The 16,068-nt window shown below is 47.4% G+C and carries 12 protein-coding genes; 6 read left to right on the forward strand and 6 right to left on the reverse strand.

Features of this window, described 5'->3' with window-relative positions; all coding sequences use genetic code 11:
* Positions 1–25 precede the first annotated feature (25 nt).
* The 6 genes from MO387_RS12060 to cmoA all read right to left on the reverse strand — a co-directional run bounded on the left by MO387_RS12060 (position 26) and on the right by cmoA (position 7,174).
* Positions 26–1,888, reverse strand: a complete 1,863-nt coding sequence (locus MO387_RS12060) for a M3 family metallopeptidase (protein WP_107947679.1) — start codon at positions 1,886–1,888, stop codon at positions 26–28.
* Positions 1,863–2,807 (reverse strand): alpha-L-glutamate ligase-like protein, encoded by a 945-nt coding sequence (locus MO387_RS12065; RefSeq protein ID WP_107947677.1) that lies wholly within the window; start codon positions 2,805–2,807, stop codon positions 1,863–1,865. Before MO387_RS12065 ends, MO387_RS12060 begins: the two co-directional genes overlap by 26 nt.
* Before the next feature lie 2 nt (positions 2,808–2,809).
* Positions 2,810–4,315, reverse strand: a complete 1,506-nt coding sequence (locus MO387_RS12070) for an inactive transglutaminase family protein (RefSeq protein WP_107947674.1) — start codon at positions 4,313–4,315, stop codon at positions 2,810–2,812.
* A 357-nt stretch (positions 4,316–4,672) separates the two neighbouring features.
* Positions 4,673–5,416 (reverse strand): ATP-dependent zinc protease, encoded by a 744-nt coding sequence (locus tag MO387_RS12075; RefSeq protein WP_107947672.1) that lies wholly within the window; start codon positions 5,414–5,416, stop codon positions 4,673–4,675.
* A 34-nt stretch (positions 5,417–5,450) separates the two neighbouring features.
* Entirely contained in the window at positions 5,451–6,446 is a 996-nt protein-coding gene (gene cmoB / locus MO387_RS12080; protein WP_107947670.1) for a tRNA 5-methoxyuridine(34)/uridine 5-oxyacetic acid(34) synthase CmoB, read from the reverse strand.
* Positions 6,443–7,174, reverse strand: coding sequence for a carboxy-S-adenosyl-L-methionine synthase CmoA (gene cmoA, locus MO387_RS12085; RefSeq protein WP_006081747.1), 732 nt, complete (start codon positions 7,172–7,174; stop codon positions 6,443–6,445). The genes cmoB and cmoA overlap by 4 nt, the downstream gene beginning before the upstream one ends.
* Positions 7,175–7,324: 150 nt before the next feature.
* On the opposite strand from cmoA, the gene MO387_RS12090 reads away from it, so the two are divergent.
* The 6 genes from MO387_RS12090 (at position 7,325) to ruvB (ending at position 15,461) form a co-directional block, all read left to right on the forward strand.
* Complete coding sequence (locus tag MO387_RS12090; protein WP_107947667.1) at positions 7,325–10,135, forward strand: transporter substrate-binding domain-containing protein; 2,811 nt, start codon at positions 7,325–7,327, stop codon at positions 10,133–10,135.
* A gap of 184 nt (positions 10,136–10,319) precedes the next feature.
* Positions 10,320–12,098 (forward strand): aspartate--tRNA ligase, encoded by a 1,779-nt coding sequence (gene aspS / locus MO387_RS12095; protein WP_012089298.1) that lies wholly within the window; start codon positions 10,320–10,322, stop codon positions 12,096–12,098.
* A 308-nt stretch (positions 12,099–12,406) separates the two neighbouring features.
* Complete coding sequence (locus MO387_RS12100) at positions 12,407–13,153, forward strand: YebC/PmpR family DNA-binding transcriptional regulator (protein ID WP_006081744.1); 747 nt, start codon at positions 12,407–12,409, stop codon at positions 13,151–13,153.
* Between the two features lie 120 nt (positions 13,154–13,273).
* Positions 13,274–13,795 (forward strand): crossover junction endodeoxyribonuclease RuvC, encoded by a 522-nt coding sequence (gene ruvC, locus MO387_RS12105; RefSeq protein WP_006081743.1) that lies wholly within the window; start codon positions 13,274–13,276, stop codon positions 13,793–13,795.
* Positions 13,792–14,409, forward strand: coding sequence for a Holliday junction branch migration protein RuvA (ruvA, locus tag MO387_RS12110; RefSeq protein ID WP_006081742.1), 618 nt, complete (start codon positions 13,792–13,794; stop codon positions 14,407–14,409). The genes ruvC and ruvA overlap by 4 nt, the downstream gene beginning before the upstream one ends.
* Before the next feature lie 47 nt (positions 14,410–14,456).
* Positions 14,457–15,461: a Holliday junction branch migration DNA helicase RuvB gene (gene ruvB / locus MO387_RS12115; protein WP_006081741.1), complete on the forward strand. Its 1,005-nt coding sequence runs from the start codon at positions 14,457–14,459 to the stop codon at positions 15,459–15,461.
* Positions 15,462–16,068: the final 607 nt, after the last annotated feature.

The raw sequence follows: 16,068 nt of genomic DNA on the forward strand, positions 1-16,068 counted from the left end.
ACAAACACAGCTTATGCATTGACTCTTAAAATGCACAAGAACCTGTGGCGTTGAAAGCTTGATTGTCAGAATTACCAGTATGCTCCGAAGCGGCGCTATTGGAGATCCTTTGGATCAGCGAAGCGCTATCAACGGGCGCACCAATGATGGCATTCAATTGTTCACTTACGTTTAAAGCGTCTTCATTGACGACTAACAAATTGAATAATTGAAGTTTGTCTTGGCAGCCTAATGTTGCTTGATCAATCAGCTGGGCTAACGATACTTGCCAGAGCGATTGGTAGTAGAGCGGCCCTTCGTTGGCGATAGCATTGAAGCTGTAGGGATAATCCTTGGTTTGCGGCCAATTTTGGCCGAAGCTAGCACTAAACTCTGCACCGAGATCCGGATAGACTTGTGAATTTACATCTTGATAAAAGTTGACTGCAACCTTAGCGCGAAAGACTTTGAGCTGTTTCGAATAAGCTTTAGCCAGTGTTTCACGCTCTTGTAAATAGCTTTGCTCAAATTGCGGAAAGAGTTGATGGCGCAGCACTTCAGCTAACCAGAGACTCGCCACAAAATGGCTATCCTGACTCTGCCCCATGGCATTGTTGAGGTAGAAATGGCTCGCTTTAGCAAGGGAAGTCACTGCTTCTGCGATGGATTCGGTTAACTGTTCAATGTCTTTGTAGTTACTCAACTGCGGCTTAAGATCCAACGCCTGTTGTCCAAATTGCTGGCCGAGTACACTTTGGCGCAATGTCTGCTGTTGACTACTTTGCTGTGGATTATGGTTGTACGCCACATAGATTTCACCCAACAATCTTTGCTGGTGGTAGACCCTGACGATATGCGGCCGATTAGGATCGGTTGGTGTTTTCTCGGCGTTGGCGGTTGCTATGGTCTCAAACTGCAAACCAAACACTTGCAGATAACTAAAGCTGCGACTCAAGACGTCTGAGGTCTGCCATGTGGGGCCTTTGGCTGATGCTTGTTGTGACAGTGTACGTCCAATATCCCAGGGAGCCACTTGCAAATCTTGGGTTTGGCTATCAAGAAAGGCTTTGACCAACTCAGGGGATGATAACTGCTGCGAACTAAGCGCTAATGCGCTGTAATCGGTAAAGCCTGCGGCAGTGGCGGCTTGTTGGCGCTGCTCTGCAATTCGCTGTAATGCCGTTTGATTGGTTTCACTCGCTCTGGCTTGGTAAGCCTGCCATACATTTTGGCGACATACGGCGTTTTCCTGTGTCAGTAAGTAGCTGACGATAGTGCCCGAAAAATCGCTTTGCTTTGCACTACTGCGCTTCGGCTCGTCACTTTTATCCTCTTCTTTATGCAGATGATGTTGCTGCTGAGTCGCTTCGGGTTGGCATTGGTTGTCATTGAAGGCAAGACTAAATTGTTGGCTGCCTAACCCTTGGCCTATGCTGGCCTGCGCCGTATGCAGTTTCGCTTTTTCCTCGGCGCTCCAATGCTGTTGTAGCAAGTGTTTAAGCTGTTGGCTCAACAGTATTTGTTCAGCATTACCTTGGGCTAAGGCGTAAGCCAGTTGGCTTAATTCTGCTTGGTTGAGAAGTTGCGACAGGGTATCGGCGAGGTGTAACTGGCATTGCAGTAAACCTTCGCGTTCTTCACTCGGTAAGTTAAACCCACGATAATAGTTGAGCCTGTCGTTGATATTATTAAGCCCAATCGTCTGTTGCTCAAAAATAAGCGCGCGCTGGGCCAAGGTTAATTGCGCCGTCGTTAAGCGCGCGTTGGCGAAGGCTGACGCGAGCTCAATGTTTGGTAAACGCAGACATTGCTCAACCAAGAGGGGAACAGGACTTGGCGCCGCATAGGCGGCATTCGTAGCATAAAGGCTTAAGCCAAGCAGGCTAACCAGTAAAGTGGGTTTTAACATAGGCAACACGTTCTGCAACTGTCATGGAATGAGACGACATGGCTTCAACATGCTTAAGACGAGGCAAAATACCTTTTCCATTTGCAATCTGAATCGCCAGTCCCGGGCGCGCATTGAGTTCAAGTAGTAAAGGGCCTTTGCTTTGGTCTAACACCATGTCAGTGCCGAGATAACCCATTTCACACATTTCATAGGCGCTGGAAGCTGTATGGAGCAAGCTTTCCCAATGGGGCACTATGATGTCGGTGAGTTTTTTACCTGTATCGGGATGAAACTCAATTTGTCTATCAAATTGCACTGCATGTAACCCTTTTCCCGAGGCAATGTCAACGCCTACACCCACAGCGCCTTGATGTAAGTTGGCTTTACCGTCGGATGCCGCAGTCGATAAACGCAGCATGCCCATCACGGGAAATCCCTTAAAAACAATCAAGCGTATATCGGGTACTCCTTCATGGCTATAGCCTTCAAACACAGGATCGAATTCGATTAGGCCTTCGATAATGGCAACATCGGGTTTACCGCCGAGCGAAAATAACCCACTGAGAATATTGGAGACATGGCGGTTAAGTTCAGAGAGGCTGATCTCGTGGCCACTGGGTTTAAAGTAGCGCCCATTATCGACCTTAGTGATCACAATAATGCCTTTGCCGCCCGAGCCTTTGGCGGGTTTGATGACAAATCCACTTCGGCTTGAGATACGTTCAGGGATATGCGCTATCTCGTGTTGTTCGCACACAACCGCAATCAGATCAGGAACCGCAATATCATTTGCTAGTGCCAGTTGTTTAGTGATCAACTTATCATCGACGCGTTTATAAAATTTACGCGGATTGTAACGGCCAATGTAATCGATATTACGTTGGTTCATATTAAGCACGCCATTTTTGCGTAGCTCCCACGGCCATGCGAACCCCACGTTTATGCACCCGCCAATGATTTAAAACGTTTGAGCTCGAGCAGGCGATAACCTGTGTATTGCCCCATAAGTAATACTAAGGCCAAGATCACTAAGTGAATCCCGAGAAAGTTAAACACCCAATGCTGTACCCAGCTTGCGTTCATGGCGAGGTAGGCCAAGGTGGCCACCATCAAACTGCCGCCACCTTGGAGCATGACCTCCCTCGGACCTTCTTCTTCCCACAGAATCGACATACGTTCTATGGTCCACGCTAGAATAATCATCGGGAAGAAAGTAATGGTTAAGCCTTCACTCAAACCAAACTTGTAGGAAAGCAGTGTGAATACGCCGATGATCCCAATCACCACGATGATCACTGCCGATATCCGTGAGATTAGCAGTAGATTTAAATGGGATAGGTAGGAACGGATGACGAGTCCGCAGGAAACGATAAGCAAAAAACCAATTAATCCGGTGAGTAAGCTGGTTTGAATAAAGGCCAGTGCGATTAATACTGGCATAAAAGTCCCTGAGGTTTTAATGCCAATCATCACCCGCAAAAATACCACCATCAGCACACCAATGGGGATCAGCAAGATCCCTTTAAAAAGGCTTTGCTCCTCAAGGGGTAATTGGTAGAGGGAGAAATCGAGCGCATTATTGTTCATCATCATGTCGATGGACGTCGCAAGGGCGGAACGGGTGTCCTGCAGCATAGCGAAGTTCACCTGCGAGTTAACGCCGCCCATGACATCGAGCACTGAGTGGCCTGCACGCTCCCACAGCAGTAGGTTTTGGGGGCGACCTTGTTTGCCTTTGACTAAATCAAACAGTATCCATTGACCGTCGTGAAAGACTTCAACAAAGGGCGATAAGGGCTGTCGACGGCGTTGATCTTCTAAATACAAACCGCTGACCTTGTGAGCAGGAATGCCCTTAGTGTGTAGCATGTGTAAAAACAGTTGGGTCGGCGTTTGGCTTGCGAGCAATAGCTCTACATTCTGGCTGCGTTTATGCTCGGTTATCGATGCCATCAATTGTTGGGCGAAGGAGAGGTTGCTAGCGCTGCGAGTCCAGACATCTGCAATCACTTGCTCTGCGGCGGCTTGTTCAGTCGCGGGCCATAAATAGGCTTCGGGCGCTGCGGGTGTTTGAGTCGCTGATATTTCGGTATGCCCTGTCGGCACCAGTGTCACTTTGTAATATAAATCCTGTGTGCCTAGGGCTTGGCGTATCGACCAAACCGCGCGGCGATCGTTGTCATTATGATTGATGGTTAAACCGTAACCCGGTGAACTGGCATTTTCGACCAGCACTTGGTAGGCAGGATCTTGCGGTAAAGAGAAAGACACTTCTGCAGGCTCACCCGTACCTTGAAAACTGACTTTGGCTTCCACGGCCCAGCTTTGAACTTGCTTACCGGGCAAAAAGGGCACGTTATGCTCGACGCCGCGGTAAATGCTGGCGCCGATGCCGACAATAAAGAGCACTGCCACCAAGATATAGAAAGGGTTGCGTGAGTGCATTATGGATCCTTCTTGTTAGGACAACTTAGTATTGGATCAACTTAGTGTTTGGTAACTTAGTGCTACGTCTATTCAGTGTTATGCCAACGCGGGATTGTCTATTAAAAAACAGATGTGATTGTTACGAGTGTGATAGTCACTAGTGTGATAGTCACTACGCCTGCGTTGGCTGAGCTATTTTTTTGCGTGTTAAGTTGTCGAAATAAGTTATTGAAAATTGATAATTTTAAGTTGTCGTTGTGAGCGGTGTGACTGATACCAAAGCTGATACAAAGTCAACGCCTGACGCTTAGCTTTGACATTCATCGCTGTTGGTTCTTACGCCTCTTGAGTTCGGCCATTTAGTTCAAAGCGTGCTCACTGCGCCGAGGTTACTTGGTGTGTTACTTTGCCATGGACATAACGTTGACTGACATCGACTACGGCAATGTCTTTCATAAACTTGCGTCCAAGTAGTAACGGATAATCGAGGTGGCTGCGGTCGGTGAGGTTGAGATCGGTTTCTGCAGCATATTGACCAATTTTAAGATGCGCGTGGATCACAGGGCGGCGATCTTCTTTCTCGCTCGCATCTTGTTTAATGCGGACAAAGCGCACGACTTTGGCCTCAAACTGTTGTGGCGGAGTGTTTGCCCCCTGAGTGAATACCTCAAACCGTACCCATTGAATACCATCGCGCTCAAACAGGGTGATATTGCGCGCATCGAGAGAGGAAGACTCAGCGCCCGTATCGATTCGGGTGGCAAAATACGTGTTGAGTTCATCCACAAACACGCTTTCGACTTCACCTAAGATAAACTTGTCACCTAAGGGCGTGCGGGCGCATTGTTTGGGCACGGCAACGGTTTTAGCTTTGGGTGTTTCTAGACTCGCGACTTGCTGTTGTAGTCGCTGCACTTGCTCGTGCAGTTGCACGAGTGGCGCCGTATCTTGAGGTTGGCATCGCTGATTGATGACCTCAATCAGCGAGTCTTGTTGCTGGGCTAAACGGGTATTGAATGTGGCTGCATCTACGGGAACTGTGGCATGGGTGGTCGGTTCTGTCATTGCACATCCCCCAAGTGTGGTGGCAATGACAATAGCGAGCAGTTGCTTAAGCATAGTGCTTCCTGTTAGCGGTAAATCTTATATTAGATCAACTGATTAAATCCTGATTAGGCTGGTTCTTCACCGCGATAATCGTGGCGCGTTTGGGCGCAGGATAACCTTCAACCGTTTTGGTGATGTCGTTAGGATCCAAGTACTCAACCAGTGACTCGTTAGGCATCCAATCGGTACGGCGTTGCTCTGCAAGGGCTGTGACATCGGTATCGACACAACGTATGTCGGTGAAATCACACTTCTTTAACCAGAGCATCAGCGCGGCAACGGACGGAATGAACCATACATTATTCATTTTGCCATATCTATCTTGAGGCACGAGTACGGCGTTTTCGTCGCCATCTATCACTAATGTTTCTAACACTAGCTCACCACCGGTGCGCAACTGTTCACGCAGTTGTAACAAGTGATCGATAGGCGAACGTCTGTGATACAAAACGCCCATGGAGAAAACGGTGTCGAATGCATCGAGCGGTGGCAACTCTTCAATGCCAAGAGGCAAAAGGTGCACTGGGTGATGTGTGCCCGCTAACCGTTTTACCGCCTCAAATTGACATAAAAACAACGGCGAAGGGTCGATACCGACGACACGTTTGGCACCTGAGCCCAACATGCGCCACATGTGATAACCACTGCCGCAACCAACATCGAGCACAGTGCGGTTTTTCAGCGGTGAAATATGCTGCTTCACGCGATCCCATTTCCAGTCACTGCGCCATTCGGTATCGATATGGATGCCATGAATGTGGAATGGGCCTTTACGCCATGGCATAAACAGACGCAGTAGGTTCTCAAGTTTCTCTTTTTCGCCAGGGCTAAGTTGCTCGCCGCTACCGACGGTCACGCTATCGATAAAGTCCACTTGGTCGGGTGCAGGATAGTGCAGCTTGTTGAGCACTTTTTCCCACTTTGGCAAGTTGCCGTGTTTATGATCCCGTTGCCACTTGCCTAAAATGCTCGGCAGGGTTTCGAGCCAGTGTTGTAGATTTGAATCGGCGATTTGTTGGTAAAACGAGCTAAAGCTGATCACTTGATGGCCACCATAGAAGCAAAATTAAAGCATTGGAACCAGAGACTAAAGTGACTGAAGCCTTGGCTGGTTAGGCGTTGTTGATGCGTGGTTAAAGTGTCAGGCTTCATGACATTTTCCAGCGCACTGCGTTTTTGGCTGATCTCGAGTTCGCTGTAGCCATTGGCGCGTTTAAAGTCTAAATGTTGCTCTTCCAATAGGGTTTGGATCGGGGCATCTTCGAAGCGAATTTTTTCCGACAGCACTAAAATCCCACCGGGGTTTAGGCCCTGATAAATTTTGGCTATCAGGGTTTCTCTGTCTTCTGGCGGTAAAAACTGCAAGGTAAAATTGAGTACCACCAGTGAGGCATTTTGAATATCGATATCGCGAATATCACCGCAAACCAGATCGACGTCTGTATCACTGACATAGGCATTCAGGTTCTCTTGGCAGCGTGCAACCATAGATTCGCTGTTATCAACGGCGATAATGCGGCATTGACGGCCTTGGATTTGGCGACGAATACTTAAGGTCGCGGCGCCGAGTGAGCAACCCAAATCGTAAATTTGAGTATTTGGCATGACGAAACGATCTGCAAAATCGCCTATGGTATTGATAATTTGCGTATATCCGGGCACGGAGCGGCGGATCATGTCACTGAACACGCCTGCTACACGGTTATCAAACTGGAAATCGCTAATATGCTCGCTCGCTTGAGCGTAGATAGTGTCTTGAGAAACGTTCATCTGAGATTTTTCATGGGAATTCAACCCGGCATTTTAACGAATCCGATCGATTAGCAGCAAGTCTCATACTGGTAATTTGCGATAAATTTTTGTCTAATACGCCATAGATAACAAAATCGTTACATGTACATCAAGTACTAAGGGCTCAACTTGAAGTTTGTGATCCACTTAATTGTGATCTTGTGCAGCTGTTTTTTGAGCATAACAGGGCAGGCAAGCCCATTGCCCGATGAGCCATTAATCCTCGTTATGGGTGAAGATAGTTTTCCCTATCAATATGTCGACAACAATGGTGAACCGACCGGACTACTGGTCGATTTATGGAAAGAATGGGCGAAACAAAGCCATACCCAAGTGATTTTTGTGGCGCGCCACTGGCACGAGTCCCTTGACCAACTGCGGCAAGGTAAGGCGCAAGTGCATATCGGCATGGGGAAAACCCCTGAGCGTGAGCAAGAGTTCGACTTTGCTGAGCCCATCGCCGATGTGGGGACTTTTTTGTATTTGCATAAATCCCTGCAGGGTAAAAAGTCCATTAAAGAACTGATCCCCTTTCAAATTGGTGTGGTATCGGCTTCGTCTCACGAAGCGGAATTGCACCGTATCGAACCTCAGCTTGTGTTTAAACGTTACGAAAGTCGTGAGAAATTACTCGCTGGGGTCGCCGCTGGCGAGATTATGGTGTTTGCGGGCTTAGAAGGTTATTTGAAAGATCCCGCTTCATCCCAAGAGATTGCCGCGAATTATCCCAATACGGCGCGTATCCAAATTAAGGCGATGCAATTTGTTCCTGCGGTCAAAAAAGGCAATCTTGATTTGGTCGATAGGATCAATAAAGGTTTCACCGCGCTCGATGTACACTTTATCCAGCAAACGGAGCGACGATGGCTTGGTTATCAACGTCAACAAGCTGGGATTGTTATTTCTATGCAGCTGGGCGTCGAGCCTTTTGTGGACTTAGGGGTCGATGGTTTACCCCATGGCTTGTATGTGGACATGTGGCAACTGTGGTCCGAGAAAACCGGTATCGCCATTGATTTTATTTCTGGCGATATGAACTCCAGTGTGGATGACGTGCGCCGAGGTCTTGCCGATGCGCACATTGGTTATCCAGAGAGTGATGATGTCAAAACGGGGCTTAATCGGGCTTGGCACTTATATACAGTTAAGAGCCGCTTGTTTCTCTTTCAGCAGCAGTTGACCGATTTAGACAGCTTAAAAGGTAAACGTATTGGTGTGGTGCCGACGGCGCCTTATCTCGTTGAATTACGTAAAGCCTTACCCCATGTGGCACTGCGCTATTACGACAATATGGATGCCATGGTCGCGGGCGCAAGATCGGGCGAGATTGTTGGCTTTGTGGCTTCGGGTGCATGGACATCCCATTATTTACTGCTCAATAAAGGCTGGTCTGACTTTAGCCAGTACCCCGATCTCGAATTTAGCACCAACATTTATGTGCTGACTCGCAGTGATGATCCTGGTCTGACGCAGCGGATCGCCAATGGCTTTAACAATATTAGCAATCAAGAGTTTGCTGATATTGAAAATAAATGGATGCTCAATCCCAAAGATCATGTTTTTACCCAAGCTGAGCGGCATGTCAGCCTAAGCCCTGCAGAACAAGCCTATGTGGAAAGTGTAGGCGAGCTTAAAGTGGGCTATTTAAAGCAGTGGCCGCCGATGGAGTTTATGAATGAGCAGGGCGAGTTTGCGGGGATCAATAGCGATATCGTCAAATTACTCAAGGAACAGCTCAAACTTAAGCTCACGCCCGTTGCCTTTGATGATTGGCATTCGTTAATCGACGCACTGCAAAAGGGTGAGGTAAGTTTAGCCGGCAGTGTCGCCCAAACTGCGGAGCGCCAGCAGCGTTTAGCGTTTAGTGAGGCATATTGGCCATCGCCGTGGGCATTAGTGTCGCAATTGGAGCAAGTCTCGGTATTCAATATTGCCCAGCTCGCAGGACAAAGGGTAGCTGTGGTCGAGGGCTATCATTTGGTGGCCCAATTGATGAGTCTGGAACCTTCACTCAAGTTAGTGATAGTGCCAAATACGCAGGCGGGATTGGCGGCGGTAACGAATGGTAATGCGGATGTGTTTATCGATAAAGTGGTGACATTGGCCTCCGAACTTAAAACCAGCCACTATCCGACGCTGAAAATGTCGCTGCTGAGTGATCTTGCCGATCAGCATAGCCATATTGGTGTTTATCCTCAATTTGCGCCGCTGGTGCCACTGATTAACAAAGCCTTAGCCTTGATTGATACTCAGCATCAGCAGCAAATTTATGCGCGTTGGGTGTCATTTTCTGTCGCGACAGAGAGCGCTAAATATCTGCAATGGCTGCGTTATATCGTATTTGGCGTGATTATTTTGTGCTTAGTGATGGTGGCAGTGTTGTTAGTGAATCGCCGCTTAAATCGTGAGATCACCCAGCGATTAGTCGCTGAAAAACGTTTGCTGCATGTGGCGAATCACGATGCTTTGACTCAGTTACCTAACCGCGCCTTGCTCGATGACAGATTAGCCCAAGCTTTGCTGTCCCATCAGCGCGAGCAAGCGCATTTTGCCTTGCTATTTATCGATCTGGATGGGTTTAAACAAATTAATGATCAATATGGTCATCCCATTGGCGATGAATTACTGGTACAAGTTGCCCAAAAGTTAACCAAGGTTATCCGTGGATCAGATACCGTGGCGCGATTTGGCGGTGATGAGTTTGTAATCCTGCTAAATCGTGTGCAAGATCTCGATGCTGCAACCCAAGTTGCTGATAATATTCTACAGGCACTGTCGAGCCCTTTGCTTATTCAAGGCGTCAGTGTCAGCATAGCGGTCAGTATGGGCGTGGTGATTTACCCCCGCGATGGTGATACCGCGATAGGCTTATTGAAAAAAGCCGATCAGTTAATGTACCAAGCAAAAAGTTGCGGCGGGCGTTGTTATCGCTCAGCTTGATGTTTTTTTGAACGCTCATGCTCAGATAGTGCGTTCGCCTCTAGTCAAGGGCGTAAAACTGTTTGATACTTCACCGCCTAAGTGTGAAGTACTTTGGTAATCGGCATTATTTTACTATAATGCCGCTTTTATCTCGTTTTGATTATTTCCAAAGCACCGGTTTCCGGATAAAGGATAGAGTTAGATGCGCAGTCATTATTGTGGAGACGTCAATAAGTCTCACGTTGGACAAGAAGTTACCTTGGTAGGTTGGGTTAATCGTAGCCGTGATTTGGGTGGCGTTGTCTTTTTAGATTTAAGAGACAGAGAAGGTCTGATCCAAGTGGTCTATGATCCAGACTTACCTGAGGTGTTCAATGTCGCCAGCACGCTGCGCGCCGAATTTTGCGTTCAGGTTAAAGGCCTAGTTCGCGCCCGTCCTGACAGCCAAGTCAATGGTCAAATGAAGACGGGTGAGATTGAAGTCTTAGGCCAAGCCTTGACTATTATCAACGCTGCCGATCCACTGCCATTGAGCATGGATAACTACCAGAACAACAGCGAAGAGCAACGTCTTAAGTATCGTTACTTAGATTTACGTCGCCCAGAAATGGCGCAGCGATTAATTTTCCGCGCTAAAGTGACCAGTTCTGTGCGTCGTTTCCTCGACTCAAACGGTTTCTTAGACATAGAAACACCGATCCTGACCAAGGCAACCCCAGAAGGAGCCCGCGATTATTTAGTACCAAGCCGTACTTATAAAGGTCAGTTCTTTGCCTTGCCACAATCGCCACAGCTGTTTAAACAGTTGCTGATGATGTCAGGCTTTGATCGCTACTATCAAATCGTAAAATGCTTCCGTGATGAAGATTTACGTGCCGACCGTCAGCCAGAATTCACCCAAATCGATATCGAAACGTCTTTTATGAGCTCTGAGCAAGTGATGGCGAAAACCGAAGAGATGATGCGCGGTCTGTTTCTTGAAATGCTGAATGTGGATCTCGGCGAGTTCCCGCGCATGACCTACAACGAAGCGATGCGTCGTTTCGGTTCAGATAAGCCAGATTTACGTAACCCATTAGAGCTGGTGGACATTGCCGATTTACTCAAAGAAGTGGAATTTGCGGTATTCTCTGGTCCTGCTAACGACGAAGAAGGCCGTGTTGCTGCACTGCGTATTCCAGGCGGCGCTGCACTGTCTCGTAAGCAAATAGATGATTATACGAAGTTTGTTGGCATCTATGGTGCTAAAGGCTTAGCGTGGATGAAGATTAATGACCTAAGCCTTGGCTTAGAAGGCATTCAATCACCTGTGCTGAAATTCTTAAACGAAAGCATAGTCAATGAAATCGTCAGCCGCACTGGCGCGCAAACCGGTGACATTATTCTGTTTGGTGCTGACCAAGCGACTGTGGTTGCCGAATCTATGGGCGCACTGCGTCTTAAAGCGGGCGAAGATTTCAACTTATTACAAGGCGAATGGCGTCCACTGTGGGTGGTTGACTTCCCAATGTTTGAGAAAATCAACGGCAATTTCCACGCTGTTCACCATCCGTTCACCGCACCGCGCGGCGTAACGGCGGCAGAACTTGAAGCTAACCCAGCAAATCGTGTTTCTGATGCTTACGATATGGTATTAAACGGCTGCGAATTAGGCGGTGGTTCAGTGCGTATCCACAACCAAGAAATGCAGTCTGCGGTATTCCGTATTTTGGGTATTACCGACGAAGAAGCTAAAGAGAAGTTCGGCTTCCTGTTAGAAGCGCTGCGTTACGGTACTCCGCCACATGCAGGTTTAGCGTTTGGTTTAGACCGCATCATCATGCTGATGACGGGCGCAAGCTCAATCCGCGATGTGATGGCGTTCCCGAAAACGACTACAGCCGCTTGTCCGCTGACTAACGCACCAGGATTTGCTAATCCACAGCAGTTAGCTGAACTTGGCATTGCCGTGGTTGAGAAAGCCGTTAAAACTGAAGACTGATCTTTCGTAAGAGGACTTTTGTAAATCGATATTATGCAAATCGACCTTATTCAAGTCGACGTTGTGTAGCTCGTTTTGTGAAAGGCGATTGGCATTAGTCGATTGGCGTTAGTCTATTAGCATTAGTCCTTATCAGTTATTTTTAGTCGTACCGAAAACCGAGGCGCAAGCCTCGGTCTGTTTTAGTGAACCGTCATTTCTTTGCTTATCAATATCTATTTGTTCAATCCTAAATAGCCGTTATTCAATCCATTACACCTCGGCTCTTGATAAGCTATGCGATGACACCTCAGTTAAGGAGACTTCCCATGGCAGGTCACAGTAAATGGGCCAACATTAAGCACCGTAAAGCAGCTCAAGATGCTAAACGAGGTAAACTCTTTACTAAATTCATTCGCGAATTAACCGTCGCAGCCCGTGAAGGCGGCTCAGATCCCGATTCAAATCCACGATTACGTGTCGCCATTGATAAAGCCCTCGGTGGCAATATGACCCGCGATACGGTTGAGCGCGCGATTAAACGCGGCGCCGGTGAATTAGAAGGTCAGCAACTCGAAACCATTCTCTATGAAGGTTATGGCCCAGGCGGCACCGCTGTGATGGTCGAAACCATGACGGACAATCGTAATCGGACTGTGAGCGGTGTGCGCAATGCGTTTAGTAAATCGGGCGGTAACTTAGGCACGGATGGGTCGGTTTCTTATCTGTTCACTAAGCGTGGGGTGTTATCCTATGCGCCGGGAACCGATGAAGATGCATTGATGGAAGCGGCGCTTGAAGCGGGTGCGGAAGATATCGTCAGCTATGATGATGGCGCGATTGACGTCTTCACCGATCCCGTTGATTTCTATATGGTGAAAGATGCGCTCGATAAAGCGAGTTTTGTGGCAGATAATGCCGAAATCGCGATGATAGCCTCGACGAAAGCTGAGCTTGATCTAGACACAGCCGAAAAATTTATGCGCCTTATTGATACCCTTGAAGATCATGACGATGTGCAAGAAGTGTATCATAATGCAGAAATCTCCGATGACGTGATGGCAAGCCTAGGTTAGATTGACTGTGAGCTGGATTTGGGCGTCAATCTAGACCAATTTCAGCTCGCACACGCTAACGTAGGACACTCGCTAATCCAGGAACTGAGACGAACATTCAGATCCCATATAAGGCATTAAATGGCAATTATTTTAGGTGTTGACCCAGGTTCACGGATCACAGGCTACGGCGTGATCCAATGTCAGGGACGGCATCAGATTTACCTCGGCAGTGGCTGTATTCGTACTTCGTCTGAAGAGCTTCCTGGTAGGCTCAAGCAAATTTTTGATGGGATCACTGAAATTATTCGTCAGTATCAACCGGACGAATTTGCAATTGAGCGAGTATTTATGGCAAAAAATGCCGATTCTGCGCTCAAGCTTGGTCAAGCACGCGGCGCGGCCATTGTCGCCGCCACGGTCGCCAATTTACCTGTGGCTGAATACAGTGCGACTCAAATTAAAAGCGCAGTCGTTGGCACGGGGCGAGCACAGAAAGCTCAAGTACAACACATGATCCAACAACTACTTAAACTACCCGCAGCTCCACAAGCTGACGCCGCAGATGCACTCGGTGTTGCTGTGTGTCATTATCACACCAGCCAGAGTTTAATTGCATTGAGTGGCCGGGCAACGGCAAGAACATACGGACGGTACAGATGATAGGTCGTTTACGGGGCGTGTTAGTTGAGAAACAAGCGCCAGAAATTTTGATCGATGTTAATGGTGTGGGTTACGAGTTGCAGATGCCGCTCACCAGCTTTTATGAGTTGCCTGAAGTTAACCATGAAACTATGGTCTACACCCACTTTGTGGTGCGTGAAGATGCACAGTTACTCTATGGTTTTATCACTAAACAGGAAAGGGCGTTATTTCGCTTACTGATCAAGACCAACGGTGTCGGTCCCAAGCTCGCACTGACCATTTTATCAGGTATGACTGCCGGAGAGTTTGTGGGCTGTGTTGAGCGTGATGACATAGTGACCTTAGTGAAATTACCCGGTGTGGGTAAGAAGACCGCCGAGCGGTTACTGGTAGAAATGCGCGATAAGCTCAAGAGCTTGATGGAAGCCTCAGCAGGTTCAGAGCGTGAGTTTGTGCTGCAATCTAATTACTCTCCTGCGCCGACAGTCAATAGTGCCGAAGAAGATGCTATTTCAGCTTTGATTTCGCTGGGTTATAAACCACCGCAGGCGAGTAAATCAGTTTCTGCCGCTTATAAAGAGGGCATGGATTCAGAAACTCTGATCAAAGCTGCCCTTAAGTCGATGCTTTAATTGAATCATGATGATAATTAAGATGAAAGCTGCGAGAAGGAAGAACAATGATTGAGGCAGACAGACTCATCCAGCCGCAGATCCAAGCTCAAGATGAATCCATCGACAGGGCAATGCGCCCTAAAATGCTCGATGAATACACGGGCCAAGATGACACTCGGGCACAGCTCAAGGTGTTTATTCAAGCGGCGAAGAATCGCAACGAAGCCTTAGACCATATGTTGATCTATGGCCCGCCAGGATTGGGAAAAACTACCTTGGCTATGATTGTGGCGAACGAGATGGGGGTAAACATTAAATCTACCTCGGGGCCGGTGCTTGAAAAAGCGGGGGATCTCGCAGCTCTCCTGACTAATCTTGAATCCGGTGATGTGCTATTCATCGATGAAATCCACCGATTAAGCCCTGTGGTAGAAGAGATTTTGTATCCTGCGATGGAAGATTATCAGCTGGATATCATGATAGGTGAAGGGCCAGCAGCGCGTTCCATCAAGCTTGATTTACCGCCGTTCACTCTAGTGGGCGCGACAACACGGGCAGGGGCATTAACCTCACCACTGCGGGCGCGTTTTGGGATCCCGCTGCGGCTTGAGTTCTATAACATCAAAGATTTAAGCACCATAGTCACGCGTTCGGCGCAGGTAATGGAGCTGGATATTGATGCCGAAGGCGCATTTGAAATCGCACGCCGTTCCCGCGGTACGCCGCGAATAGCTAACCGATTGCTGCGCCGTGTGCGGGATTACGCGCAGGTGAAGCATGACGGCGCAGTCACCAAGTTTGTGGCAGAACACGCTTTAGACTTGCTAGATGTGGATAGCGAAGGCTTCGATTATATGGATCGCAAATTGTTACTGGCTATTATCGATAAATTTATGGGTGGACCAGTAGGACTAGACAACTTAGCCGCAGCCATCGGCGAAGAGCGTGAAACCATTGAAGATGTGTTAGAACCTTTCTTGATCCAGCAAGGGTTTATCCAACGCACGCCCCGCGGCCGCATTGCAACCGCACGGGCATACCAGCATTTTGAGTTGATCAAACCTGAATAGCCATCTGCTTGATAATACCTATAATGAAAGGCGACCTAAGTGGTCGCTTTTTAATGGGTGAAATTTAACTTTGGTTACAATAGGAGTGAGATTTTGGCAAATCGAATAGCGTTTGAAATGGCGTTAAATATAAGACTTTTTAAAACTTGATAGCTATGAGTTTCTCATCATTAAGTTGTATCAGCATTCCAGGGCGCCTCGTCTTTTTTAGCTCAGTATTTAGACGATTACAATAGATTTTATACAGAAAATTGTATATTTATAGTTAATTGACGCGAACCTAAATTAATTAACAAATGTATCTATTTAGTTTGTTTATTGAGCAGAAATATGAACTATCCACTATCAAAATTGATTTTTATTCTGAGATTAACTTAATTTAATAATTTGCCTTAGGTTACTAAATCCTCAACACAAATACTCACTACAGTTATCTTTTGCTAGGGTTTGGTATAGGGATAATTTGTAGCAATATTGTTGAAATTTCGAAGGTGATTTTCTTTGTGTGCATAAATAGCACAATTGATACTGTTTGTATCTTCTGCTATGCACTGATTTAGCAAGGTTATCTCCATAATTATGGCTGCATATAAGTTACTAATGTTCA

Source organism: Shewanella sp. N2AIL (assembly GCF_022690845.1).
Taxonomy (GTDB): domain Bacteria; phylum Pseudomonadota; class Gammaproteobacteria; order Enterobacterales; family Shewanellaceae; genus Shewanella; species Shewanella baltica.

Bases quoted from the DNA above. Each gene is read 5' to 3' on its own strand.
- cmoA (WP_006081747.1), bottom strand. From the start codon at position 7,174: ATGAACGTTTCTCAAGACACTATCTACGCTCAAGCGAGCGAGCATATT.
- ruvC (WP_006081743.1), top strand. From the start codon at position 13,274: ATGGCAATTATTTTAGGTGTTGACCCAGGTTCACGGATCACAGGCTAC.
- MO387_RS12070 (WP_107947674.1), bottom strand. From the start codon at position 4,315: ATGCACTCACGCAACCCTTTCTATATCTTGGTGGCAGTGCTCTTTATT.
- ruvA (WP_006081742.1), top strand. From the start codon at position 13,792: ATGATAGGTCGTTTACGGGGCGTGTTAGTTGAGAAACAAGCGCCAGAA.
- aspS (WP_012089298.1), top strand. From the start codon at position 10,320: ATGCGCAGTCATTATTGTGGAGACGTCAATAAGTCTCACGTTGGACAA.
- MO387_RS12060 (WP_107947679.1), bottom strand. From the start codon at position 1,888: ATGTTAAAACCCACTTTACTGGTTAGCCTGCTTGGCTTAAGCCTTTAT.
- MO387_RS12075 (WP_107947672.1), bottom strand. From the start codon at position 5,416: ATGCTTAAGCAACTGCTCGCTATTGTCATTGCCACCACACTTGGGGGA.
- MO387_RS12100 (WP_006081744.1), top strand. From the start codon at position 12,407: ATGGCAGGTCACAGTAAATGGGCCAACATTAAGCACCGTAAAGCAGCT.
- ruvB (WP_006081741.1), top strand. From the start codon at position 14,457: ATGATTGAGGCAGACAGACTCATCCAGCCGCAGATCCAAGCTCAAGAT.